This window comes from Novosphingobium sp. PhB55 (assembly GCF_004368805.1).
Lineage (GTDB): Bacteria > Pseudomonadota > Alphaproteobacteria > Sphingomonadales > Sphingomonadaceae > Novosphingobium.
This window is the reverse complement of record NZ_SODQ01000004.1, coordinates 362,065-386,478: the sequence shown is the minus strand read 5'-3', so window position 1 is coordinate 386,478 and position 24,414 is coordinate 362,065. Positions and strand designations below refer to the sequence as shown.

At 65.6% G+C, this 24,414-nt stretch carries 16 protein-coding genes; 13 read left to right on the top strand and 3 right to left on the bottom strand.

Annotated features, from left to right (window positions below):
* Positions 1-36 precede the first annotated feature (36 nt).
* Genes EDF57_RS11900 through EDF57_RS11890 form a run of 3 tightly spaced genes read left to right on the top strand, consistent with a single transcriptional unit; the run spans position 37 to position 3,981 of the window.
* Positions 37-1,635, top strand: a complete 1,599-nt coding sequence (locus tag EDF57_RS11900) for a DUF4173 domain-containing protein (protein WP_134094416.1) — start codon at positions 37-39, stop codon at positions 1,633-1,635.
* 16 nt (positions 1,636-1,651) lie between these two features.
* Positions 1,652-2,389, top strand: a complete 738-nt coding sequence (locus tag EDF57_RS11895; RefSeq protein ID WP_243841026.1) for a response regulator transcription factor — start codon at positions 1,652-1,654, stop codon at positions 2,387-2,389.
* Positions 2,386-3,981, top strand: coding sequence for a HAMP domain-containing sensor histidine kinase (locus EDF57_RS11890; RefSeq protein ID WP_134094415.1), 1,596 nt, complete (start codon positions 2,386-2,388; stop codon positions 3,979-3,981). Before EDF57_RS11895 ends, EDF57_RS11890 begins: the two co-directional genes overlap by 4 nt.
* Before the next feature lie 45 nt (positions 3,982-4,026).
* Here the strand turns inward: EDF57_RS11890 and EDF57_RS11885 are convergent, their stop codons facing one another.
* A complete protein-coding gene (locus EDF57_RS11885; RefSeq protein ID WP_243841025.1) occupies positions 4,027-6,402 on the bottom strand; it encodes a DUF3772 domain-containing protein in 2,376 nt (791 codons plus the stop codon).
* 510 nt (positions 6,403-6,912) lie between these two features.
* Between EDF57_RS11885 and EDF57_RS11880 the strand changes: the two genes are divergently transcribed.
* The 5 genes from EDF57_RS11880 (at position 6,913) to EDF57_RS11860 (ending at position 15,078) form a co-directional block, all read left to right on the top strand.
* Positions 6,913-9,645 carry a TonB-dependent receptor gene (locus EDF57_RS11880; protein WP_134094414.1) on the top strand — a complete coding sequence of 911 codons (2,733 nt, stop codon included), beginning with the start codon at positions 6,913-6,915 and terminating at the stop codon, positions 9,643-9,645.
* A gap of 244 nt (positions 9,646-9,889) precedes the next feature.
* Complete coding sequence (locus EDF57_RS11875; RefSeq protein ID WP_166675253.1) at positions 9,890-12,781, top strand: TonB-dependent receptor; 2,892 nt, start codon at positions 9,890-9,892, stop codon at positions 12,779-12,781.
* A gap of 103 nt (positions 12,782-12,884) precedes the next feature.
* Positions 12,885-13,418: a sigma-70 family RNA polymerase sigma factor gene (locus EDF57_RS11870; RefSeq protein ID WP_243841024.1), complete on the top strand. Its 534-nt coding sequence runs from the start codon at positions 12,885-12,887 to the stop codon at positions 13,416-13,418.
* Entirely contained in the window at positions 13,411-14,409 is a 999-nt protein-coding gene (locus EDF57_RS11865) for a FecR domain-containing protein (protein ID WP_134094412.1), read from the top strand. The genes EDF57_RS11870 and EDF57_RS11865 overlap by 8 nt, the downstream gene beginning before the upstream one ends.
* Before the next feature lie 270 nt (positions 14,410-14,679).
* Entirely contained in the window at positions 14,680-15,078 is a 399-nt protein-coding gene (locus EDF57_RS11860) for a hypothetical protein (protein WP_243841023.1), read from the top strand.
* Between the two features lie 128 nt (positions 15,079-15,206).
* Here EDF57_RS11860 and EDF57_RS11855 read toward each other — a convergent pair whose 3' ends face one another.
* Positions 15,207-16,067 carry a DMT family transporter gene (locus EDF57_RS11855; protein ID WP_134094410.1) on the bottom strand — a complete coding sequence of 287 codons (861 nt, stop codon included), beginning with the start codon at positions 16,065-16,067 and terminating at the stop codon, positions 15,207-15,209.
* 154 nt (positions 16,068-16,221) lie between these two features.
* Here EDF57_RS11855 and EDF57_RS11850 point away from each other — a divergent pair, with 154 nt between their 5' ends.
* Complete coding sequence (locus EDF57_RS11850; RefSeq protein ID WP_134094409.1) at positions 16,222-17,583, top strand: PLP-dependent aminotransferase family protein; 1,362 nt, start codon at positions 16,222-16,224, stop codon at positions 17,581-17,583.
* A gap of 57 nt (positions 17,584-17,640) precedes the next feature.
* On the opposite strand, the gene EDF57_RS11845 is transcribed toward EDF57_RS11850, so the two are convergent.
* A complete protein-coding gene (locus EDF57_RS11845; protein WP_134094408.1) occupies positions 17,641-19,761 on the bottom strand; it encodes an ATP-binding protein in 2,121 nt (706 codons plus the stop codon).
* 210 nt (positions 19,762-19,971) lie between these two features.
* On the opposite strand from EDF57_RS11845, the gene EDF57_RS11840 reads away from it, so the two are divergent.
* The 4 genes from EDF57_RS11840 to EDF57_RS11825 all read left to right on the top strand — a co-directional run bounded on the left by EDF57_RS11840 (position 19,972) and on the right by EDF57_RS11825 (position 24,367).
* Positions 19,972-20,247, top strand: coding sequence for a metal/formaldehyde-sensitive transcriptional repressor (locus EDF57_RS11840; protein WP_134094407.1), 276 nt, complete (start codon positions 19,972-19,974; stop codon positions 20,245-20,247).
* Between the two features lie 17 nt (positions 20,248-20,264).
* On the top strand, positions 20,265-21,227 hold the full coding sequence (gene dmeF, locus EDF57_RS11835) for a CDF family Co(II)/Ni(II) efflux transporter DmeF (RefSeq protein WP_134094406.1): 963 nt from the start codon (positions 20,265-20,267) through the stop codon (positions 21,225-21,227).
* A 51-nt stretch (positions 21,228-21,278) separates the two neighbouring features.
* Positions 21,279-21,995, top strand: coding sequence for an NAD-dependent deacylase (locus tag EDF57_RS11830; protein ID WP_134094405.1), 717 nt, complete (start codon positions 21,279-21,281; stop codon positions 21,993-21,995).
* Between the two features lie 215 nt (positions 21,996-22,210).
* Positions 22,211-24,367 (top strand): TonB-dependent siderophore receptor, encoded by a 2,157-nt coding sequence (locus tag EDF57_RS11825; protein ID WP_134094404.1) that lies wholly within the window; start codon positions 22,211-22,213, stop codon positions 24,365-24,367.
* The last annotated feature ends 47 nt before the right edge of the window (positions 24,368-24,414 follow it).

Genomic DNA, 24,414 nt, shown 5'->3' with positions numbered 1-24,414 from the left:
CTCATGATAACTCCCGTCTTTCAGGGAGATACACGAATGCAACTCGCTAGATCGCGCTTGGGCTCCAGCTTTCGATGGAAGCCGGCGATGGGCCTGGCTTTCGCCGGACTGGGTGACTGGCTCTTCTATCAACGCGGACCGATCGGCGGAGCGCCCGGCGTCCTCGCACTCGCCCTGCTCGCCGGCCTGCTGGTTGGAAGGCCGGCCGTGCGGCGGAGCGGCGCGGCTCTGCTGGCAGTCATGGCAGCGACCGTTTTCGCGCTCGCTCTGGCCTGGGATGCCAGCCTGCTGTCGGTGATGCTGTTCTGGCTTGCAGCAGGCATGGCGGCCCTGCTGCCGCAGGCTGGCCGCTTCGATGACGGCTGGCAATGGGCGCAGCGTCTTTTGTGGCAGGGGCTGCGCACGCCGTTCGGGCCCTTTATCGACCTGCGGCGCATCGCGCGAGTCCGCAGGGCTGGCCACGGCAAGCGGATCGGCATACGCCGGGCCGCTTCCCTGCTCACGATCCCCTTGCTGGGAGGGACGATTATTGCAGCGCTGTTCTGCGCCGCCAATCCCATACTGGCGCGGGCTGCCTCCGCACTGCTGGCGATCGACACGAGTTTCCTCACGATCTGCCGGGCCTTCTTGTGGTCTTTGTTCTTCGCCATGCTCTGGAGCCTGCTGCGTCCCAGCCTGCTGAAACGCCCCCACCCTCTGTTCGAAGGACGGGGAGATACCCGCCTGCCGGGATTCTCGCCTGCGTCGATCATGATCTCGCTGGTGGTCTTCAACGCGATCTTCGCCGTGCAGAACCTGCTCGACGCGGCCTATCTGTGGGGCATGGCATCCTTGCCCGAAGGCATGACGCTGGCCGACTATGCGCACCGCGGTGCCTACCCGCTGATCGCCACGGCAGTGCTGGCAGCCTTCTTCGTGCTGATCGCGCTGCGTCCGGGTTCCGAGACCGCCGGTTCGCCCATGATCCGATGGCTGGTGACCTTGTGGATCGCGCAGAACATCGTCCTCGTCGCCTCATCGATCCAGCGCACGGTCGATTATGTCGAAGCCTATTCGCTCACCTGCTTGCGGATCGCGGCGCTGGCCTGGATGGTGCTCGTTGCTTTCGGCCTTGCCACGATCTGCTGGCGCCTGCTGCGCGATCGCAGTTCGGCCTGGCTGGTCAACGTCAATCTCGCGATTACCGCCCTGATGCTGACCATAGCCAGCTTCATCGACTTCGGTACGGTAGCGGCAACCTGGAATGTACGTCACGCCCGCGAGGTCGGCGGCGCCGGGGCGGTTCTGGACTTGTGCTATCTTGGCCAGCAAGGCGATTCCGCCCTTCTTCCCCTGCTCGAACTCGAAGGACGCCGCGAGCTTCAGCCCGAATTTCGAATGCGCGTGCACGCCGTCCGCAAGCGAGTGGAACGCGGCGATCCGATGAACGGCGGCCTCCTCCACGCAAGCCGACGTGCCCAGGCTGATGCCCTCGCCGCGGGCTTGCCACGGATGGACATGGGAGAAGGCCCGCGTGAATGCGACGGCTCGCGGATACCCGAGCCTGCCGCAGCCTTGCCGCCGGCCCCGCCCAGCCCGCCGACACCGCTGCCTGCAACGCCGCAATCCCCATCACAGCCCCCTTCGCCGCATTGACAGGGGCCCTGTGGACATGAACATCTCCACCATGCCCGGCACGATCCTCCTCGTCGACGACGATCCCCATATCCGCCAGTTGCTCGTCTTCGCCTTCGGCAAGGCCGGTTTCGGCACGCTCGAAGCCGGGGACGGAGAGGAAGCGCTGGCGCAAGTCGAACGCCACGCCCCCGATCTGGTGATCCTTGACATCAATATGCCGCGCATGGACGGTCTTGAAGTCTGCCGCCGCCTACGCGCCACGAGCGAGGTGCCGATATTCTTCCTGTCCTCGCGCGATGACGAGATCGACCGTGTGCTGGGCATCGAACTGGGCGGCGACGACTATGTGGTGAAGCCGTTCTCCCCGCGCGAAGTCGTGGCCCGATCGATGGCGATCCTTCGCCGCACCGGCTCGCGGAGCGGATCCTCGGCAAGCCCGGCCGACACGGTCACAGTGCTGCGTCACGGTCTGCTCAGTCTCGATCCAGAGAGCTGGACCGCGCAGTGGCACGGCCACGAGGTCGGCCTTACCGTGACCGAGTTCACCATCCTGCGCACCTTGCTGGCCGGGCCCACCCGCATCTTCTCGCGCGACCAGATTATCGACCGCCTCCGCGGCCCGGGCTTCGCGCTCACCGATCGCACGATCGACAGCCATGTCCGCAACTTGCGCCGCAAATTTGCCGAAGCGGGCGGCAGCGACCTGATCGAGACCCGCGCGGGGATCGGCTACCGCCTCGGGACCTGCACCGGCGCGACGGCGCAGGGATGATCGACAAGCTCTGGGATCAAATCCGGGCCACCGTCGTCCGGCACTGGCCGATCCTGCGTCTGCGCACCATCCTGCTGGGAACGATGGTGTTCGTCGCCGCGCTGCCGGGCTTCGGGGCAATCTTCCTGCGGATCTACGAAAACGCCCTGGTGCGACGAACCGAAGCGGAACTGGTCGCCCAAGGCGCCGCGCTTGCCGCCAGCGCCGCAGTCGTCGGCAGCGCCATCGCCCTGCCCGGCGCGCGCCCGGGCCCGCCGCCCGCCCCGCCAGAGCGCTATCATGACCGCGTGACGGAAGTGGACTTGCGCTCCTCGCCGATCCTGGCGCCCCGCCCCCATGCCCAACCCGCCGCGAGCCAGCCCGATCCCGCCGCGATGGCGCTGGCAGGGCGGATGATGCCCGCCTTCCAGCAGACCAAGATCACCACTCTCGCCTCCATCCTTATCCTGGATCGGAAAGGCATCCTGCTCAACGGCCGGGAGGCGGGCGGCAGCCTCGCAGCCTTGCCCGAGGTCCGCGCCGCACTCGCCGGTATGCCAACCACCACCCTGCGCGAGAACGAGGGCCACCCGGCCCATCATGCGCTCGACTGGCTAAGCCGCGCCGCAAACATCCGCCTTCACCATGCACGCCCTATCGTGATCGACGGCAAAGTCGCGGGTGTGCTGCTGCTGTCGCGCTCGCCGCGCGCGCTGGCACTGGGCATCTATGAGGATCGGGGCAAGATCGCCCTGGGCGTTGCGGCGATCTTCGCTATGCTGTTGATGCTCTCGGCCGTGCTTTCCCGCGCCATCGTGCGCCCGATCGAAGGATTGAGCCGCGCCACCCGCGCCCTCGCTTCCGGTGCGCGCATATCCGCGCCGCAACCCACCCTGCAAGTCATCGAGATCCGGGCGCTCTACGAAGATTTCGAGCAAATGGCAGACGCGATTGAAAAACGCTCCCGCTATCTGCGCGATTTCTCCTCCTCGCTGAGCCACGAATTCAAGACGCCGCTCGCCGGGATTTCCGGCGCCATCGAGCTGCTGCAGGATCACGGAGCCCAGATGTCACCCGCGGAGAGCGAACGGTTCCTGGCCAACATGGCCGCCGATGCCCGGCGCCTGTCCCGCCTGGTCGGCCGGTTGATGGAACTCGCCCGCGCCGATGTGCTGATAGGTGCCGCCGATGCGGCGGTCCGCCCCGGAGCCGTGCTGATGGCGGTGGCCGATGCACTCTCGGCCGAAGACTTCGCAATTGCCGTGGACCTGCCTGAGCACGAAACCCATGTCTCCATCGACGGCGATGCCCTGGAAACCGTGCTGACCACGCTGGCCGAAAATGCGCGGCAAGCAGGCGCGAGGCGCCTCGATATCGCCCTTCACCCAGCGCCTGGCGTAGTCCATATCGATCTCGTCGATGACGGGCCGGGCATTCCCGAGGCGGACCATCTGCGCATCTTCGCGCCTTTCTTCACCAGCAAGCGCGAACTGGGCGGCACTGGACTGGGTCTGCCGATCGCGCGTTCGTTGCTCCAGGCGTACGGCGGCGAACTGGAGCTCATCCCTTCGGAGCGCGGAGCGCATTTTCGGATCACATGCCCTGGCAGGTAGCGCCGATCGCGCGGCGCCCGAAAGGTCCGCGTTGCCCGCCGCCGGTCAGCTATCTCTGTCGCCGGGCAAGGCCCCTACCAGTTCGAGCCGCTGCGGGACCGTGCCGATCGCGATTCCGTCCTGGCGGAACCGGCGGAGGAGAGTGGCGAACGAATTGCTGCGCGCTCCGTAGGCCGCGCGGGGCGTGGCTACGTGGGCGAAACTGTTGAAGAATATCCGCCCATCGGCAATGGAATCGATGAACACGGAAGGTGCGGGCTCGCTGAGCACGCTTTCCTCGGCCGCGTAAGTTTCCAGCACGATCTTGCGAACTGCGTCTGCGTCGACATCGATCGGTACGGAGAACTGGATCTGCAGGCGGCCCAGTGGGCTGGCCAGTGTCTTGTTGAGGACCGTTTTCGTGATCAGCTCGGAATTCGGCACGATCAGGGTGGAATGATCGGCCAGTTCGATTTCGGTCGACCGGACGCTGATCCGCTTGACGTCGCCCTCGTCGGTGCCGACGCGGACGAGATCGCCGATCTTTATGGGCCGCTCGGCAAGCAGGATGAGGCCCGACACGAAATTCTGCGTGATCGCCTGAAGGCCGAAACCGATCCCGACCGAGAGCGCCGAAAGCAATATCGCAATACGCTCGACACCGATCCCGAGCGAAGCCAGCCCCCAGATTACCGCGAGGGCCACGCCGACATAGCGCGCGACGAGGCTGACCGAATTGCGCCCGCTTCCGTCCAGATCCGTGGCAGGCAGGTATCGGTGATCGAGCCAGCGCATGAAGGCCCTGACAAGCGCCAGCCCGACGAACAGGACCAGCCCTCCGCGCACCAGCGCACCGGGCGAAACGCTGACGCCGCCGACTTCGAAACCTTGCGCAAGAAGGCCAAGGCGCCCGAACAGGCTGTCGACATTGCCCGCACCGAACGGCGAGAGCAGCATCCCGAGTGCCAGGATCACCACCGTGACGCGCAGGATTCCTGACAGCAGGACGCCGAACTGGTCGATCGCACTGCCGCGCAGGCCCAGGCTGCGAACCAGTGCATCCCCGAAGGGACTCGAACGGTCGAACACCGTCGAGGCGACATCGTCGATCGCTGCCATCAGCAGGTAGACGCCGGCGCCCAGCACGACCGCCCAGGCGATCATCTGCAGCACGAACAGACTGAACCCGAAATAGCCGGTGAGCAGGGCCAGGAAAGCGCCCCCAACCGCCACCCAGGCCAGCAGATTGACAAGGCCCAGCCCGGCAGCGACCTGCCCGCTCCCCTCGCTGGCCTGCGCGGAGCGAAGCCGGCCGAGCGTGACCAGGCTCGCCCCGATCAGGAGGATATGGCAGAGCGCGAGAATGGCCTGGGTGCAGGCCGTGGCCGTCGCGCTCGTACCCAGCGTCAGATTGAGCGCGTTCGACATGATCGCGCAAAAGGCAAGACACCCGAGTACGACGGTATAGGGCCGCAGCCGAGAAGCGGCCTGGTCGCTCAGCCGGGCTATTCTCCATGAGGGCTGACTCCGCATGAGCAGCGCGCCCAGGACGGACATGGTGAAGCCAGAGAACGCCGCAGCGGCAACGAAGGTGCCCAGCAGCGCATTCCAGCTCGGCGGAACCATGGATGCCCAGCGCAGCCCCTGAACGAAGGCGAGCCCCGCCAGCAGCGGCGCCAGGGTGCCGACCAGCACCCGCCACAAGGCATTGGCCGAGCGGCGGACCGAGCGTGCCGGGAAACCTTCGGTGAGCATCTTTCGCCCGGTGCTTCGCACGAACGAACGCAGAGGAACCAGGATGAGGAATCCCACGATCAGGCCGAGCAGCGCGAGCCAGGGCGTGCCGTGATCGAAACTGTAGGCAATCTGGGACCGCCCCTGCTGGACGAACATCGCGGCGCGCCTGCTGTCGCGCGGCCAGGCGTGAGCGAGCGCACTCCAGAAACCGGGCGCCAGCGGAGAAGGCGAGCGTGTAGACAGCTTTTCGCCCAGTTCCTGGGCCTGGCTCTCCGAAATCTCATCGGCAAGCTGCTGCGCCTCGACGGCGAGCAGGTTCCCGCGCTTGATCGCGGAGTCGATGGCAGAGCGCTGCTTTGCCAGGCTCGCTCGCTGCCGCTGGATGTCAGGGGCCTCTCCGCTGCTCGGCTGCGGCCCCAGCCCTTCGAGCTTGGCATCGAGCAGCGTGATCTGTTCCTGGAGCTTGGCGCTCGTATCGGTGGCCGAAGACTTGGCGGCCAGAACCTTGGCCCAGGCCAGCTTCTGATCGCTGTCGCTCATGCGCGCATCCATCGACCTGTCGACCGACCGGATGTCGCTCTCTGCCGCCGCAAGGTCCTGCGAAAGCGCAGCCAAAGGCTCCGATTGCGCAAGAACTGGCGTGGCCGCGGCGGGCATCAACAGCGCAAACATGACGAACATCAGCGCGAGCCTTTTCGCGAGCATTCGAGCGATCTCCGTTTTCCTGCAGTCCCGGCACCGCATGGGCCGGCAACGCCGGCGCTATGTAGGCTGGGCGCCCTATCGGACACAATCGCGGAAGCGGGCAATGGAGTGTGATGCTCGGCGGACAGAATCTGCCGATGGCAGGAGACGCTCCTCGATCACCTCACAGCCAGTTCGTTCGGCATTTATTGGCGTCAGCTGCTCAGGCGAAGTGGAAAGTTCTCAGCCATCTCTTGGCAAGCTCGTTTCCGCCGAGACGCGGTTTTTCACAAAATATTCTCCAGCAATGACCACTAACTCATCTACGCACCCCGAAACATCTAGTTGGTTTTTCAACTGTCACACCCGACCAACCTCAAACCTTATTAATTTCACAGAAATGTCATAAATAGTCTTTGAACTTTCACAAAATTCTTTTGTCCCCGTCTCCACCCCATCCCTCTCTTCACCCTCGATTGCGGACCCGATCCGGGCCGCGGTTTCGAACAATGGAAGATGAGGGAAACGACAATGTGGAACAGGCGCAGTCTCTGGCTGGTATCGACAGCTCTCGCCTTCGCGGCGCAGCCCGCGTTGGCGGAGGCTGAAACGGGGGCGACCGCTCCCACGCAGGACGATGGCAGCATCGTCGTCACCGGCTTCCGCGCCAGCCTCCAGGGTGCCCGCGACGTAAAGCGCAATGCCACGATCATCCAGGACTCGATCGTCGCCGACGACATCGCCGCTTTCCCGGACCTCAACCTCGCCGAAGCGCTCCAGCGCCTGCCGGGCGTCGCCATCAACCGCGAAGCCGGCGAAGGCCGCCGCGTCAGTCTGCGCGGCCTGGGACCGGACTTCACCCGCGTCCAGCTGAACGGCATGGAAGTGCTGGGCAACGTCGACTCCCCGCAGGACAGCCGCGGCCAGGGCACCCGCGACCGCGCGTTCGACTTCAACATCTTCGCCGCCGAACTCTTCAACCGCGTGGATGTGCGCAAGTCGTTCTCGGCCGAGCAGACCGAAGGCGGGCTGGCCGGCACCGTGGGTCTCTATACCGCGCGTCCGTTCGACTATTCGGGCACCAAGGTCGCCTTCTCCGCCTCGGGCGGCACCAATACGCTGACCAAGGACTTCCAGCCGCGCCTCACCGGCCTCGTCTCCAAGAACTGGGGCGATTTCGGCATCCTCGTCTCGGCTGCCTATAGCCACCGCCAGACCCGCGAAACCGGCGTCGACACGTATCGCTGGCGCCTGAACAAGGCCAACGGCTCGAACATTTCGGCCCTGACGCAGGAGGAGCAGGACAAGATCAATTCCGGCGAACTGCGCTTCGCGCGCGGCAACCGCCAGTCGGTCTGGGACAGCACGCAGGACCGCCTTGGCGTGACCGCGTCGGCGCAGTGGAACCCGGCCGATACCGTCCACCTGACGCTGGACGGCCTTTACGGCAAGTACAAGGCCGACCGTTTCGAAACCCACCTCGCCTCGCGCGGCGGCGGCGGTTCGACCTGGCTCGGCGGTAGTCAGACTTTCGCCGGCGTGACCTACCCCAACTCCACCATCAACGACATCGAATGGAACGAGCAGAACGAGGTGACCTACCTCGATGTGTCCGGCGCCCAGACGGCCACGGAAACGCGCATCCAGAAGACCACCAACACCTTCAAACAGCTTGTCCTCAGCGGCGATGCCGAGATCGTGCCCGGCCTGAAAGCCACGTTCCTGGGCGGCATCGAGCGCTCCAGCTACGACATGCCGGTGGACGACCACTTCTATACCGAAGCCTATGGCGACGTGATCTCCGACTATCGCGGCGGCAACTACTCGCTGGTCAACACTTATGGCTGGGACACGGGCGACGCGGCGAATTACCACGCGCACGAAATCGACATGAACCAGAGCTTCCAGGACACCGCCTTCGACAACGTCAAGGGCGCGCTGGCCTATGAGATCACCCCGGACGACAAGATCTCGATTGGCGGGGAATGGCGGCGCTTCAAGAACTCGGGCTACAAGCGCACCTACAACGACGCGCTGCTGACCGCATTCAAGAACGGCACTGTCAGCGCCGATATCAGCGATTATTCGAAGGTCTATACCGGTTACAAGGGCCAGGACTGGGTGATCGTCGATTACGACAAGGCGCTCGACGTGCTCGGCATCGACCGTAGCGACTATCTGACCACCAAGAACAGCGTCTTCGCGGTGGAAGAGCGTACTGCTGCCGGCTATGTCCAGTATGACTGGAACCACATGCTCGGAAACCTGCCGTTCCGCGGCAATGTCGGCGGCCGTTACTACCACACCGACATCCTTTCCGCGGGCATCGGCACGGTGGGCGGAACCGATACCCCGATCGCCGTCTCTTCGAGCTACCAGGGCTTCCTGCCCGCCATGAACCTGATCTTCGACGCGACGAAGAACCTCGTGGTCCGTGCCTCCGCCGCGCGCAACATCAACCGGCCTTCGCTCGGCTCGCTGGCGGTCAATGGCACCGTTTCCGTGGGTGACAACGGCGAACTGTCCGTCTCGGTCGGCAACCCGGCGCTGAAGCCCTACAAGTCCACCGACCTCGACCTTTCGCTCGAATATTACTTCGGCAAAGTCGGATCGGTCAGCGCGGCGCTGTTCTACAAGACGCTGGACGGTTTCATCACCACCCAGACCGTCAACGACGTGCCCTACAGCGAGACCGGACTTTCGACCGACCTCGTCTCGGGCGTGACGGGCAGCACCGTCGTCACCTCGTTCTCGCGCCCGGTGAACCTGGGCAAGACCGACCTCTGGGGCCTGGAACTGGCCGCGCAGACCGACTTCACGTTCCTGCCCGCGCCCTTCGACCACTTCGGTACGGCGGTGAACTTCACCTACGTCAATTCGAAGTACGACTATTCGACGATGTACACCGGCGGCGCCAACACCACGCTGGAGGGCCTGAGCAAGTACAACGGCAATATCACGCTCTACTACCAGGATGCCAAGTTCGACATTCGCGGATCGGCCAACTATCGCAGCAGCTACGTCTACAGCGCGGCGCCGATCACCAGCACGCTGGGCCTGGACCAGGATCTCTCCGGCTATGCCGCGACGATCTATGTCGATGCCTCGGCTCACTACAAGGTAATGGAGGGCGTCCAGCTCACGCTCGACGCGATCAACCTCACCAACCAGCACGAGAGGCAATACTCGGACAGCACCAAGCGCCTCTACGTCAACACCCGTTCGGGCACCACGATCATGGGCGGCGTGCGCTTCGAATTCTGATCGCCTATGCCCTTGTAACAGCCCACCCGACAGACAGGCCGCTCACCCGGAACTGCCTGTCGTTTCCGGCCCGGACCCCGCCGCGTCCGGGCCGGCTTTCATCGAGCCTCGCTTCCCGGTTTTCAGTCACATCCATTTCACATGACTGTCATCTGACCGCGCTAGGCGCGCCCTCGAAAGGGCGCTCCCCGTGTCTTCGCTCCTCCCCGGTGCCCGGTCGCGCCGCCTTGCTGCCTCATGCCTCGTGCTTGCCATCGTCCCGGTGGCCGCCGAGGCGCGCGAAGCACAAGTTTCGCTCCACGTCCCGGTGCTCCGCCTTGCCGACGCCCTGGCGGAGATTTCGCGCCGCTCCGGCGTGCAGATCGTCACCTCGGTACCCGCCGACCTGCGCACCACGCACCCGGTGCGGGGGCGCTTCGGGGTGGCAGAGGCGATCCGGCAAGTGACCGACAGGCTGCCCGTCACGGTCAGGCAAGTGCCGGGCGGCTATCTGGTTACCCCGGCTCCCGCGCCCTTGCCCGTCACCGTGCCCCTGCCGGGGCCAGGCCAGCTGGTCGTGCAGGAACCTCCCGCAGAACCGATCGTCGTCACCGGCTACCGCGAAAGCCTGCGCCAGGCCGTCGCCGTGAAACGCGCCGCCCGCTCCACCCTGGAAGTGACGCGCGCGGAGGACATTGCCGCCTTTCCCGATCACAACGCCGCCGATGCCCTGCAGCGCCTGCCGGGCATCGCCATCAGCCGGGACAACGGCGAAGGACGGCAGATCTCGCTGCGCGGGCTGGGCCCGCTGTTCACCCGCACCACGCTGAACGGGATCGAAGCGCTGGCGACGACCGCTTCCGGCATGGACAATCGCGGCTCCGCCAGCCGCCAGCGGCGCTTCGACTATTCGGTTTTCGATGCCGGGCTGTTTTCCGGGGTGGAAGTGCGCAAGACCTGGTCCGCCGATCTCGACGCCGGAGGCATCGGCGGTACCGTTGCGCTCCACACGTTGCGGCCGTTCGACCGGCCGGGCGATGTAACCCTGCTTTCGGTCCAGGCCCGCAAATCGGGGAACGATAGCGCCGTCACCCCGCAGATCACGGCCGAAATCTCGCGCCGGGGCGACAATTGGGGCGCGCTGTTCGCCGCCTCCTACAGCCGCAACGCGGTGACCGAATACGGCTATCGCAACTGGGACTGGGTGCCCGTGACGTTCAGGACGGCGAACATCGGCCCCGGCGTCGGCGCCGCAGACCGGGCGCGACTGACCGGCGACGGCGATCCCGTCTACATGTCGCGGGGCCAGACCTACTCGACATGGACCAACCGCTTCGACCGCCTGAACCTTGTCGGATCGCTGGAGCATGAGAGCGACGATGGCCTGCATGTCACGCTCGACCTGATCCACGCGCGCCTGTCCAACCACCGCGGCGAATATTCGCTGGCGGCGGCCGGCACCAATGGCCTCACAAGCGGCACCGTGGACGGAACGCAAGTGCTCAATTCGGTGAAGATCGTCGGCAACACGATGGTCGCAGCGGATTTCAGCGGCATCGACATGCGGACCGAGCGCAAGATCACCGAGGATCACACCGACTTCAACCAGGCCGTGCTTTCCCTGCAGCGCCCGCTCGGCGCTTCGACCCGCATCGAGGTTCGCGCCGGCTATGCCCGATCGGACTTCGAGGAACCGGTGTTCGACAAGGTGTTCCTGGAAGCCCCGGGCCAGGATTTCGCCTATGTCGCCACTGGCGCGCATCCGCGAAATGCTTATGGCTTCGACATTGCCGAAGCGGCGAACTGGAACCTCATGCGCGCCGATGTGCGCGAGGATGCCATCCTCAACCAGAATGCAACGGCCCGGGTCGAACTGGTTCGGCGGCTCGGCGCGCATGTCGAACTGCGCATGGGCGGCAGCTACCGGTTTTTCGGCAATAGCGGCTACGAACGCCGCGTTACCGCCGATTATCGCGGCGAGGCCGAACAGGCGGCCACCGCCCTGATCCACGCGCGCTCTCTCGCGCGCTACGTCGTCGCCGATCTTGACGCCACTTTCGCCGCGCTCGGCCAGGCCCGCGACCTCACCGCCACCTCCAACCTTCCCGGCACGGCCTACCGCGTGCGCGAGAATGGTTACGCCGTCTTCGCCCTCGGTCAGTTCGACTTCGCGCTGGGCACGGTCCCGGTGGAGGCAGAACTCGGCCTTCAGTACCTGCGGATGGACACCCTGTCCTCGGGCGAAGCGAGCGACGATACGACGCTGATCGCCGTAGGGCAGCGCAGCCGCCATTCGGCGTGGCTGCCTTCGCTTCAGGCGAGGCTTGACCTGGCGCCCGACGTGCGCCTGCGCCTTTCCGCCAGCCGCAACCTGAACCAGCCCGACGTCGCCGACGTGCGCGCCGCTGCGTCGGTCAACTCGACCCCGTTCGGCGGCACGGTCGAAACGGGCAACCCCGCGCTCAAGCCTTTCGCGGCGACCGCGCTGGATCTCTCGCTGGAACGCTACATGGGGCACGATGGCTATGCCTCGCTCGGCCTGTTCTACAAGCGCATGGCGTCCTTCATCACTTCCGAAACCACGGTCATGGCTTATGCCGAGACCGGGCTGCCGCTGTCCTTCCTCTATGATGGGCTGGACGGATCGGCACTCTACAACGTGGTGCGGCCCCTGAACGGCCAGGGCGCCTCCATCGTCGGTGCCGAAGCGGCGGTCCAGCGCGATTTGCGCTTCCTGCCCGCGCCCTTCGACCGGCTGGGTATCCAGGCCAACCTGACATATGCCGCGGGCCACAGCGAGGTGATCTACGACGGAACTGCGATGGAGCTGCCGTTGATCGACCTCTCGCGCTGGTCGGGCAATGCCACGCTCTACTACACCGGCCGGACCTGGGACGCCCGCGTGGCAGCGGCATGGCGCGGCACCTATCGCATCGACATCGGCAACAACGGCAACATCGGCGAATGGATCGAGGGCGCGATGACGCTGGATTTCGCGGCTCACGCCAAGCTCACGGGGAACCTGCAGGCCATGTTCGAGGCCCGCAACCTCACTGACGCGCCGATCACGCAATATACCGACCGGGAGGCCAAACGCCTGCTGGCGCGGACCCGCTCCGGCCGGGTCTTCTCGCTTGGCATGCGCTGCACGTTCTGATGACGCAAAAATCGCTCCTGTCCCCGCCGGGCACTCTCATGCCTCTACACTTCGAGCGCGGCGGTTTTTCTCTGCCGCGCTTCTTTCGACCGGGATGCCGCGCATGTTCATGAGCAATGCCACCAGCCCACTGCTGGCCGGGGTAGGCCGGTTGAAAAGCTATGTGCGCAAGCGCATGCGCGATCCCGACGGTGTGGAGGACGTTGTGCAGGAAACCCTTGCCCGGGTGATGGAACAGGAACAGCGGCAGGCCATCGAACATCCGCTGGCCTATGCCTTTCGCGTGGCGGATTCGGTAATCCTCGCCGATGTGCGCAAGAGCGGCCAGGCAAACCGGCCGGGCGGCGAACTCGACCTGCTGGAACTCGTTTGCGACATGCCGCTGGCAGACGAGGTGCTGGACTACCGGGAGCGTTTCGCCCGCTTCGAAGCCGCGCTTGCCCGGCTGACCCCGATGCGGCGCAGGGTCTTCCGCCTGCGCCATGTCGATGGAAAATCCCGGCAGGAGATCGCCTCGGAACTCGGGCTGAACCTGGAGACCGTGAAGAAGCACCTCGTGCGCGCCATGGCAGACCTGACGCAAGCCTTGGAGGGCGATCTGGACACGGCCGGAGAGGGGCACAAAAACAATGGATGACAAGCTGACCACGCTCGAACTCGCCGCCGACTGGGCTGACCGCTTCGATGAATTGACCGCCGACGAGCGCCGTGAACTGGCGCGCTGGCTGGGAGAAACGCCGAAGAATGCCGCCGCCTTTGCCCGGATGCGCCGGCTGCTGGGCGATCCCGCATTGATCGATGCGCTTGATGGCGAAGATACCCCTACTCAGGACTTGCCGCTGCTGCAGCAACTGCGTTCGGGCGCGGGAACGCGCCAATACGGCCGCTCCGATCGGCGCGGACCGCTGGTCGGCCGACGTCAGGCCATTGCGGCCGGACTTGCCGGTGCCCTCGCCCTGCCCTTCGCTGGTCTCTGGTTCGCGAGAGAGCAGGCTGCGGAAACGTCCCCCAGCCTGCGCTTTGCCACCCGCACAGGCGAACGGCGGCGCTTCCAGCTGCCAGACGGGTCCGGCCTGCTGCTGGACGCGGCATCGCGGGTTGCGGTCGATTTCTCGGAAGGGCGCCGCCATGTCCGCCTGGAACAAGGCGCCGCGCGCTTCGACGTTCACCACGATCCCTTGCGGCCTTTCGAAGTCCGCACGCCGCATGCCGGCATGGTCGCGCTGGGCACCAGCTTCAGCGTCGATCATCTGGCCGAAGCCAGCGAACTGCGCGTCTTTTCCGGCCGCGTGCGCCTTGACGTGGCGGGCCAGGCCGCCCGCGTCGTGCCCGCCGACCGCTGGGCCCTTGTGCACGGCGCCTCCTTCTCGACCGGCTCGTTCGATCCCGCCACGCATCCCGACTGGCAGAGCGACTGGCTGGACGCCGACGCCATGCCGCTGGGCTTCGCCGTCCAGCGCCTGGCCCGCTACAGCCCCGCGCCCGTGCGGATCGCCGATCCGAAATTCGCCAGCCTCACGTTCAGCGGCCGCTTCCGCCTGGACAACCCGCGCCAGTCGCTCGAACTGATCGGCGCCCTGTTCGGCCTGAAACTGATGCAGCGGAAGGACGCGCTCTACCTTGTGTAGGTTTCCGGAAGTCATGCCGACCGGCCGGGGGCGACTTTTCCCGGCGCCTTGAATCGGCTCACGATTCGTCTTTCCAGTTGCAGGATGGGCCGCGCTCGGTCAGGCAGCGGATCGGCATGTCGGGGGGAAATCGTGCATCAACTTTGGATCGCAATCGGCGCGTCTCTGGCGCTCGCCACAGGCACTGCCCAGGCGGGCGAACCTGGAAATCCTGCTGCGCCGCCCTCTGTCACGGCGCTTTCCGGTTGCTGGGCTGGCACCGGCGAAGTCATGGGAAAACCCGTCAAGACCACGCTGGAGGGACGCTCGATCCTCCTTGGCGCCATGTTCTCCGTCGACACGGAAAGCACGGCCAGGGACGATACCGCCGACCGCTACGCCGCACATCTCGTTTTTGGCGGCACGATGGTGCTGCCCGGCAGCAGGAACGACATCACGGGCTATTGGGCCGACAGCTTCGGGGGCGCCATGACGTCGACCGGAACCGGCACCAGCCAGGTCGGCGGCTTCGACATCACTTATGCCTATGCGGATGCGCAATTCGTGAACCATTGGGAGGTTCAGGCAGATCACATCCACTGGAGCATCGTCGCGCGTGAAGCCAGGAAGGCCGAGCAGCCTTTCGCGGACTACACCTTGACGCGCGTGAAGTGCCCCCCGGCCAAGTGAGAGGCGCCCTTCGGAGGGCAATGACCGGCTGAAGCAGCGCGGGTCGTCTAGCAATCCGGGTTCGGTTCAAGCCGGGACGCTGCTCGCATCGCCAAGGTCACGGCCCTCCGGCCAGAGCCCGATCGAAATCAGGCGAACCGCTTTGCGCCGACTACGCAGAGAATGACGAACGCGGCGGAGGCAATCATGGGCCAGCCCACCGTCTCTCCCAGCACCGCGCCTGCAAGGACCAGGCCCAGGAACGGTTGGAGCAGTTGAAGTTGGCCGACGCCTGCAATTCCGCCCAGCGCCAGCCCGCGATACCAGAATACGAAGCCCAGCATCATGGAGAAGACAGCGACATAGCCGAAGCCGAGCCAGGCGCTGAAGCCGATCCCGGACCAACTGGCCGGTCTTGCCGCGACAGCGACGAGAGCCATGATCGGCAGCGCGATCAGCAGCGCCCAACTGATGACCTGCCAGCCGCCCAGCCGCCTCGCCAGCCTTGCCCCTTCCGCATACCCCAGGCCGCACAGCACGATCGCGGCCACCATCAGCAAGTCACCGGTTCCGGACCCGCCTCCACCGCTGCGAAGCGCGAAACCGGCTATCGCCGCCCCGCCCATCGTGGAGAATAGCCAGAAGGCGGGCTTGGGCCGTTCGCCGCCGCGAAGGACGCCGAAGATCGCCGTCGAAAGCGGCAACATGCCGACGAAGACGACGGAATGCGCCGCGGTTATGTGCTGGAGAGCCAGGCCCGTGAGCAGCGGAAAGCCGGCGACCACCCCGGTCGCGACAATGGCGAGAGATGGCACGTCCTCCCGCGCGGGCCTGCTTTGACGAAGGACGGCCAGGAAGAACGCGCCCAGCAGCGCGGCGACGACCGCGCGCGCCGATGTCACGAACAGGGGGCTCATATCCGATACGGCCACGCGCGTGGCCGGCAGCGAACCGCTGAAGATGATAACGCCCAGAAGGCCACTGCCCCAACCGGCGGTACTGCGTTCCATAGATCCCTCGCTTTCGCGATCCGGGTAGAACGAATTCGCTGGCTCAAACAGGAACAGAACCTTACAAAATGGCATAATTGTATGCCTGAAGGTGCCCATACAAATGTCCGATACGATCGAACGACAGCTTGCAGGATCTCGGACCCGAGGGCTGATGGATGCCATTCGAACGCGGATAGCGAGCCGGGTGCTCGGCCCGGGCGACCGCCTGCCCTCGGTGCGCAGCTTTGCCGACACCATGGGCGTTTCGCCTTCGACGGTCGTGGAGGCATACGACCGTCTCGCCGCCGAAGGCGTGATCCGGGCCAAGCGGGGGTCCGGCTTCTACGTCACCGGATCGAACATGCCGCCGCTCGCCATCGGCGAACTCGGGCCGCGCCGCGATCGCGCCGTCGATCCTTTCTGGGTATCGCGGCAATCGCTGGACGCCGATGACACCATGGCAAAGCCCGGTTGCGGATGGCTCCCCGCCGAGTGGATGCCGAACGAGGCCTTGCGCAAAGGGCTGCGCAGCCTCGCCCGCGGGCAGGCCTCCATTCTGACGGACTATGGCGGCACGCGAGGATCGCTGGCGCTTCGACGGCTGCTTCTCGGCCGCTTCGCCGATGAGGGGATCGAAGCCGGCGCCGATCAACTGCTGCTTACCGGCTCGGGAACGCAGGCCATCGACCTGATCTGCCGCTTTCTGCTGCGACCGGGCGACACCGTGCTGGTGGACGATCCCGGCTACTTCAATTTCCAGGCTCTGCTGCGCGCGCATCGGGTCGAGCTGGTGGGGGTTCCCTATACCCAGACGGGCCCCGATACGGCCGCGTTCGAGGCCGCGCTGAAAGCGTACAAGCCCCGCCTCTACATCACCAATTCAACCCTCCATAACCCGACCGGGGCGACCATGTCGCCGCAGACGGCACACCGGCTTCTGAGCGCGGCGGCCGCGCACGATCTTATCGTGGTCGAGGATGACATCTTCACCGATTTCGAGCCCTCTGCCTCGGCGAGGCTGGCCGTGCTGGACGGTTTCGACCGCGTCATTCGGATTGGCAGCTTCTCCAAGACGCTGTCAGGGTCGGTCCGCTGCGGCTACATCGCCGCCCGGGCGGACTGGATCGAGGGGTTGATCGACCTTCAGGTCGCGACGAGTTTCGGCGGCCCCAGCCCCGTGGCGACGGAACTGATTGCCAGTGTGCTGGCCGGCGGCAGCTATCGCAAGCACATGAGCGAGCTTCGCCAGCGGCTGGCCGTGTCCATGGACCGGACGGCGACGCGGCTGGACAGACTTGGGATCACGCCCTGGACCATGCCGCGAGGCGGCTTCTATCTCTGGTGCCGGCTTCCAGACGGGCTGGATTCGGCGGACATTGCAAACCGATGCCTGAGAAAGGGCGTGGTGCTGGCGCCGGGGAACGTCTTCAGCGTGTCCCAGTCGGCCGCGCCCTATCTCCGCTTCAACGTCGCGCAATCCGACAGTCAGCGTGTCGAAGACACCCTTCGCGCCGCCATCGATGAAAGCGGGTAGGTGCAGCATGGCGCGCGGACCGGAGCGCCCTGCCGAGCCGCCCGCGGAACCGAGCCATCACTCGGCCGGGGGAGGCTCGATCAGGGTGAAGGCGATCGGTTCGGCTTCGATGGCCGGCATGATCTTTTCCAGCGCTTCGGAGAGTTCGGCCTGCCGGAAAGGCTTTTCCAGCCGCGGCAGATCCGATGCAAGGCCCACCGCATCGGAGTAGCCGGAGGTGATCAGCACCGGCATCAGGGGCCTGAGTGCCAGGCATGCTCTTGCCAGTTCGACGCCGGTCATCGCCGGCATCAGGTGATCGGTCACCATGACGCATATCCGCGCGTCCGTTTGCACGAGCGCCAGGGCTTCGGCGCCGGAACCGGCCTCGACGACCTCGAAACCGAGATCGACGAGCATATCGGCCGTGCTCGCCCGGACCAGGTCCTCATCGTCGACGAGAAGCGCGACGCCCGCAGCGCGGACCTGCCGCACGGGCACCGCATCGAGAGGCGCTTGCGGCGCCGAGGTCGCCGGAAACCAGAGCGCGATCGTCGTGCCGGTGCCGAGCGCGCTGTCGATCGTGAGGGCGCCTCCCAATTGCCGCGCCAATCCATGCGCCATGGACAGGCCCAGCCCGGTTCCCTGTCCTACGCCCTTGGTGGAGAAGAACGGTTCGATCGCGCGCTGCTGAGTCTCTTCGTCCATGCCATGACCCGAATCCGAGACGCGGATCACCACATAGGCAGCCCCGTCCATGCCCGCGGCCACGGATTGCGCGGAATCGCAAAGCTGCGCGGTGATGACCAGCCCGCCGCCCTGGGGCATCGCATCGCGCGCGTTGACCGACAGGTTCAGCAAGGCCATCTCGACCTGATGGGGATCGGCGTTCGCCATCGGCAGATCCGCAGCCAGATCGAGCCTTAGCTGGATCTGCGGGCCCATCGTCGTGCCGATCAGCTCGGACATCCCGATGATCAGCGCGGTCATGTCCACCGGCTCGGGCTTCAACGGCTGGCGCCGGGCGAAGGCCAGCAGGCGTTGGACGAGGGTTCGGGCCTTGTCCGCCGACTGCAAGGCGCCATTGATCAGGCGCTGCTCGCGCTCGCCGCCGACTTTCCGGCGATGCAGCATGTCGAGGCTGCCGATGATCGGCGTCAGCAGATTGTTGAAGTCATGCGCGACGCCGCCGGTCAGCTGCCCCATCGCTTCCAGTTTCTGCGACTGGCGAAGGGCTTCCTGCGTCCGGACGAGTTCCCGCGTGCGCTCCTCGACAAGGTGCTCCAGCGTGGCGGCCGAAGTCTTCAGCGCCTCTTCCATGCGCTTGCGCTCGGTGATGTCGATCGACACGCCGGACAGGCCGATGGGAGAACCGTCCGGCCGGAACGCGGGCTGCCCCCGGACGCCGATCCAGCGAGTCTCGCCGGACTGCGTCAGGACCCGGTATTCGACATCGTAATCGCAGCCCGTCTTCAGGCTCGTGCCGATGGCGGCATTGACCCAGGCGCTGTCGTCAGGGTGGATCGAGGCATGGAGGTCCTCGTACGTGAATGGCAGGGCGGGATCGCGTCCGAAATTCTTGCGGCAGGTTTCGGAAGCATCGAGCGTGCCCGAAACGACGTCGAACGACCAGGTTCCCATTCGCCCCGCCGCCAGCATGATGGCCTTGAGGCGGGCGTCTTCCCGGTTGCGATCGAGCAGCCGCGCGTTCTCGACCGCAATCCCGGCCAGCGCGGCAAGGCTTTCCAGGCGCGCCACGCTGGCCGCGTCCGGCGGCTCCGGTTTCGACCAATAGGCGCCGAGCGCCGCGATGGCTTCGGGCCGGCCGATCGGTGCTATCGCAAGGCTGCGAACGAACGTCGGCGCATAGGCTGCCTGCGGAATGCGCGGATCGTTGCGGACATCGGCAATCGACACTGTCTCGACGTGCTGCATCGCCCAGCCGGAGATACAGAGCTTCGCATCGAACCTGTTGCCGCTCCACAAAGGCGCAGCGGCGTCCTCCGCCACATAGTGGCATAGATCACCGTCCTTCAGCACGACCGCGATCCCTTCGGCCCCCACGGCACTCCGCGCCGTATCGCGCAGGATGTCGACAACCGCGGCCATGGACCGGGCCGTCGCCAGGCGCTCGCTGGCCTCGATCAGAAAAGACTGCGAATTCGTGGACTGCGGCGAGGGAGCGTGGCTGTAGGTCATGAACGCCTTTCAGTCCGCACAGCTAACATAGTGTCCGGCCCGGTGCGACGGGGAAATGCAGCCGGTTCGGCCTCTTGCCCGATAGCGAGCCCGGACGTGCCGAGCGCAGGAGCGGGTCCGAAGGCTTGCATACCATACCCCCCTAGGCTATCTGGCTCGCCATGACCGGATCGACGATTCCGGTGGCGAAAGTGGAAACCTGAGGAAGAAATGGCGCACATCAGCGAAAACCGCGACGCACTGCTGGCACGGGTCAAGCGAATCGCCGGGCAGATTGCGGCGGTCGAACGGGCGATCGCCGGGGACGCCGACTGCAGCGAAGTCCTCCACGTCGTCGCTGCGGTGCGCGGGGCCGTGAACGGCCTGCTGGACGAAGTCATCGTCGACCATCTCGAAGCGCATGTCGCGGCGCCGGGCCTGTCCGAGGAGGAGCGTCACAAGGGCGCGGAGGATCTGGCGACCGTGATCCGGAGGTATACGAAGTGAGCGGACAAGCACCCCCCATGGCCGCCCCCTTGGGCAATTTCACGCACCTCACCCATGAGCACGTCTTCCTGGGCGCTGCGCATGACGAGAATGCGCGGCGGACGCGCTGGGTGGTGGCACTCACGGCGGCGATGATGGTGGGCGAGATCATCGCCGGCTACGCAACCGGATCGATGGCGCTCCTGGCAGACGGCTTCCACATGGCCACGCATGCCGGGGCGCTCGGCGTGGCGGCCGCCGCCTATGCTTACGCGAAGCGCCACGCGCGCAGCAGCGCCTTCAGCTTCGGCACCGGCAAAGTGGGCGACCTGGCTGGCTTCGCCTCGGCGCTCGTGCTGGGCATTGTCGCCTTTGCGATCGGCGCGGAATCGCTCCTGCGCCTGTTCGAGCCGATCACGGTCGCATTTGCCGAAGCGACGTGGATCGCGGTCCTCGGCCTCGCGGTCAACATCGCCTCCGCCTTCCTTCTTTCCGGCGGTCATGATCATGGTCACCATCACGGACATGGCCACCATCACGGGCACGGCCACCACCATGAGCACGGGCATCATCATGGCCACGGCGGCGACAACAACTTGCGCTCGGCTTACGTCCATGTGCTCGCCGACGCCCTGACATCGGTGCTGGCCATCGCAGCGCTTCTCGCTGGCCGCTACCTGGGGTGGGTGTGGATGGACCCCGTCATGGGCATCGTCGGCGCGGTCGTGATCGCACGGTGGTCGTGGTCGCTGATGCGCGACACGGCGACGATCCTGCTCGACCGGACCGACGATCACGTCGCAGAGGAAGCACGGGAACTGATCGAGACGCCCGGCGACGCACAGATCACCGACCTCCACGTCTGGAAGGTCGGCCCCGAAGCCCACTCGGCGATCGTCAGCGTGGCGGCCAGGCCGGGCATCGACGCCGCCGAAATCCGTCGCCGGCTGGTGCCGGTTCACGAGCTGCAACACCTGACGGTCGAAGTCGCACACGTCTGACGTGCGGCAGATCGGACAGCGACCTGAACCTCGAAACCAGCGCGGGACAGCTTGACCAACATCGTCATCCTCACGGGAGCCGGGATTTCCGCCGAAAGCGGCATTGTCACGTTCCGAAGCTCCACCCCGCGCTGGGACGATCGCGCACGTGAAGCACTTTGCTCGGCCGAGGGCTTCGCGGCGGACCGATACAAAGCGCATGATCTCTACGACGCCAGAAGGGCCCAGCTGGCGCAAGTGGAGCCCAATGCCGCCCACCTCGCCCTCGCCCGCCTCGAACGCCACTGGCAGCGCGAGAACCGGGGTGAATTCACGCTCATCACGCAGAACATCGACAATCTCCACGAGCGTGCGGGAAGCCGGCAAGTCCTGCACATGCACGGCGAATTGGACGCGGCGCGGTGCGAAAGCTGCCACCGCAGCTTCCCCTGGACCGGCAGTCTCGCCGTTCGCGAAGATTGCCCGGCCTGCGACGAACCGGCGCTGCGACCGGACGTCGTCCTTTTCGGAGAAACCCCCTATCACCGGCAGCGCAGCGAAGAGCTGTCGGCTCGCGCAAACCTGTTCATCGCCATCGGGACTTCAGCGACGGTGCACCCGGCCGCCGGGCTGGTGAAGCACGCCCGTAGCAACCGCGCGATCACGATCGAGGTCAATCTGCGGCGCTCGGACAGCCCGGACTTCCGCCGCTTTTTCGAAGGTCCGGCAACGCGCGAGGTTCCGGCGCTGGTCGATTACCTGACGATCGAGACCGGCGCGGAAGGCTGACCTCGTCACACCGGTCCCAGTCAAGCGGCACGTCCGTCAGTCCCCGGCAAAGCCAGCGACAATGCGAGCCTCTTCGTTTCGCAACGGTTTCCTGTCCCTTACAAAATAAATGCTTAGCTGATATTGCATCTGCAACTCATTCGCATTAGTCCGCCGCCCGCAGATGGGGAGGCAGGGAGCTTCCCGCCTGAGCCATAGCCAGGGGAGGCTAAAAGATGTCCGTTCGAAGCACGATCCGCGCCCGTTATTCCGTTCCATCCATGCTGGTGATAGGTCTGCTGACCGCCACCGCCGCCCGTGCGGAAGACACTGCGGAAGATCCCGAACCTGACGCCATCGTCGTCACCGGGGCCACGGAAACGACCGGTCTCAGCCTCTCCTCTCGCGAGACGCCGCAGTCGGTGACGGTTCTCGACAGCGCCCGCATGGAAGAACAGGGCCTTTACGACATTTCCGAAGTGATGGAGCAGATCGTCGGCATCCAGTCCAACCGCTCCAGCGCCTTGGGAACGGACGGCACCAACTACACCGCGCGCGGCTTCGCGGTGCAGAACTACCTCGTCGACGGGGTGGCCCGGCCCATCAATATCTATGGCTTCACCGAAGACACGGCCGACATGATCGCCTACGACCGGATAGAGGTCATCCGCGGTTCGGCAGGCATGATGACCGGCACCGGCCAGCCCTCCGCGGCGATCAACATGGTCCGCAAGCGCCCCGGCACGACCACCCGCGCCACCGCCGCCGCAACGGTCGGCTCCTGGGACATGTACCGGCTCGAGGGCGACGTTGGCGGAGCGCTGACGTCCGACGGAAAAGTGCGGGCCCGCGTGGCCGGGGCCCTGCAGGAAAACGACACTTTCATCGACCGCGAACACGTCAAGCGCCAGGCGCTCTACGGCGTGGTGGAAGCCGACCTCACCCCCAACACGCTCCTTACCGCCGGCGTGGAATACCAGAACTTCCGCAACGAAGCTGCCTCGCGCGGCGGGGTCCCGCTCTACTTCACCGATGGCACCAAGACGCATTTCGCGCGGTCGACCAATGGCGGCACGGACTGGTCGGACTTCCACCGCAAGAGCGTCAATCTCTTCGCGTCCTTGGCCCATGATTTCAGCAGCGACTGGCATCTGGAGGTCAGCGCCGAGCACAAGTCCGGCTCTTACGACGAGACGATCGGGTACTTCTTCGGCTCGTCGATCGACAAGGATACCGGCCTTGGCGGCACGCTCTATTCCACGCGCTGGGCATCGGACCTGACGCTGGACGCCGTCTATGCCAACTTGCGCGGCAGCTTCGAAGTACTCGGCCAGGAACAGCATATCGCCCTGAACCTGAGCCACGCCGAGTTCGACGACGACCAGACGCTCTACCCCGGCTGGTGGGACGGCCCGGAATACATGAACTCCTCCATCAACGCCTACGAGTTCTTCGAGACCGGAAGCTACCCCAAGCCCGACCTGACGGCGACGGGCGCCCTTGGCGGCAATCGCGTTCGGACCACCAGCGCGGCAGGCGTGGCGCGGCTGAAGCCGATTGCGCCGCTTTCCATCATCGCCGGCGGACGCCTGACATGGTGGAAGCAGGACAGCTATTCGCAGGACGAAGGCGCAGCCCGGATCTGGACGCCGGGCACGCACGAGAAAGCCGTCTTCACGCCTTATGCGGGTATCGTGCTGGACTTCACGAAGACCATCTCCGCCTATGTCAGCTACGCCAGCGTGTTCGAACCGCAGACCAAGCGCACGGTGGACGGAGACATCATCGCGCCGCTTGAAGGCAATACTTACGAGGCCGGTCTCAAGGCCGATTTCCTCGACGGCAAGCTGAGCGCCAGTGCGGCGGTCTTCCGCATGAAGCAGGACAATTATGCCCTGGCCGACGGCGCCGGCATTTTCGCGCCGGACGGCAGCACGGCCTATCACGCAGTGTCGGGCATGAAGTCGAAGGGCTTCGAACTGGAAGTCACTGGCGAGGTGCTGCCCGGCTGGCGCGTGGCGGGCGGTTTCGCCAACGCCCGGGCGAAGGATCGCGACGGCGTGCGCCAGCTGCCGCAAGTCGCGAAGAACAGCTTCAAGATGTTCACGACATATCGCCTGCCCGGCGACCTCGACGGCTTGACGCTGGGCGGTAACCTGACGTGGCAGGGCAAGACGACGGCAGACGGCGAAGGCCCCAACGGCGAGATCTATACGCAAGGCAGCTTCGCGATTGTCGACCTTCTGGCAAGCTATCGCTTCTCGCAGCGGCTGTCGCTGGCGGTGCATCTCGATAACCTGTTCGACAAGACCTACTATTCGGGCCTGTTCATCGGCAGCGCGCGCTACGGTTCGCCGCGGGCCTTCACCGCATCGCTGCGCGCAAGCCTGTGATCCGAGGCCGCCCCAGGTCTCCTGCCTGATCGAATGGGAAGGACGGT

Excerpts from the sequence above, each read along its gene's own strand:
- EDF57_RS11900 (WP_134094416.1), top strand. The coding sequence starts at position 37 with ATGCAACTCGCTAGATCGCGCTTGGGCTCCAGCTTTCGATGGAAGCCG.
- EDF57_RS11895 (WP_243841026.1), top strand. The coding sequence starts at position 1,652 with ATGAACATCTCCACCATGCCCGGCACGATCCTCCTCGTCGACGACGAT.
- EDF57_RS11890 (WP_134094415.1), top strand. The coding sequence starts at position 2,386 with ATGATCGACAAGCTCTGGGATCAAATCCGGGCCACCGTCGTCCGGCAC.
- EDF57_RS11885 (WP_243841025.1), bottom strand. The coding sequence starts at position 6,402 with ATGCTCGCGAAAAGGCTCGCGCTGATGTTCGTCATGTTTGCGCTGTTG.
- EDF57_RS11880 (WP_134094414.1), top strand. The coding sequence starts at position 6,913 with ATGTGGAACAGGCGCAGTCTCTGGCTGGTATCGACAGCTCTCGCCTTC.
- EDF57_RS11870 (WP_243841024.1), top strand. The coding sequence starts at position 12,885 with ATGTTCATGAGCAATGCCACCAGCCCACTGCTGGCCGGGGTAGGCCGG.
- EDF57_RS11865 (WP_134094412.1), top strand. The coding sequence starts at position 13,411 with ATGGATGACAAGCTGACCACGCTCGAACTCGCCGCCGACTGGGCTGAC.
- EDF57_RS11860 (WP_243841023.1), top strand. The coding sequence starts at position 14,680 with ATGGGAAAACCCGTCAAGACCACGCTGGAGGGACGCTCGATCCTCCTT.
- EDF57_RS11855 (WP_134094410.1), bottom strand. The coding sequence starts at position 16,067 with ATGGAACGCAGTACCGCCGGTTGGGGCAGTGGCCTTCTGGGCGTTATC.
- EDF57_RS11850 (WP_134094409.1), top strand. The coding sequence starts at position 16,222 with ATGGATGCCATTCGAACGCGGATAGCGAGCCGGGTGCTCGGCCCGGGC.
- EDF57_RS11845 (WP_134094408.1), bottom strand. The coding sequence starts at position 19,761 with ATGACCTACAGCCACGCTCCCTCGCCGCAGTCCACGAATTCGCAGTCT.
- EDF57_RS11840 (WP_134094407.1), top strand. The coding sequence starts at position 19,972 with ATGGCGCACATCAGCGAAAACCGCGACGCACTGCTGGCACGGGTCAAG.
- dmeF (WP_134094406.1), top strand. The coding sequence starts at position 20,265 with ATGGCCGCCCCCTTGGGCAATTTCACGCACCTCACCCATGAGCACGTC.
- EDF57_RS11825 (WP_134094404.1), top strand. The coding sequence starts at position 22,211 with ATGTCCGTTCGAAGCACGATCCGCGCCCGTTATTCCGTTCCATCCATG.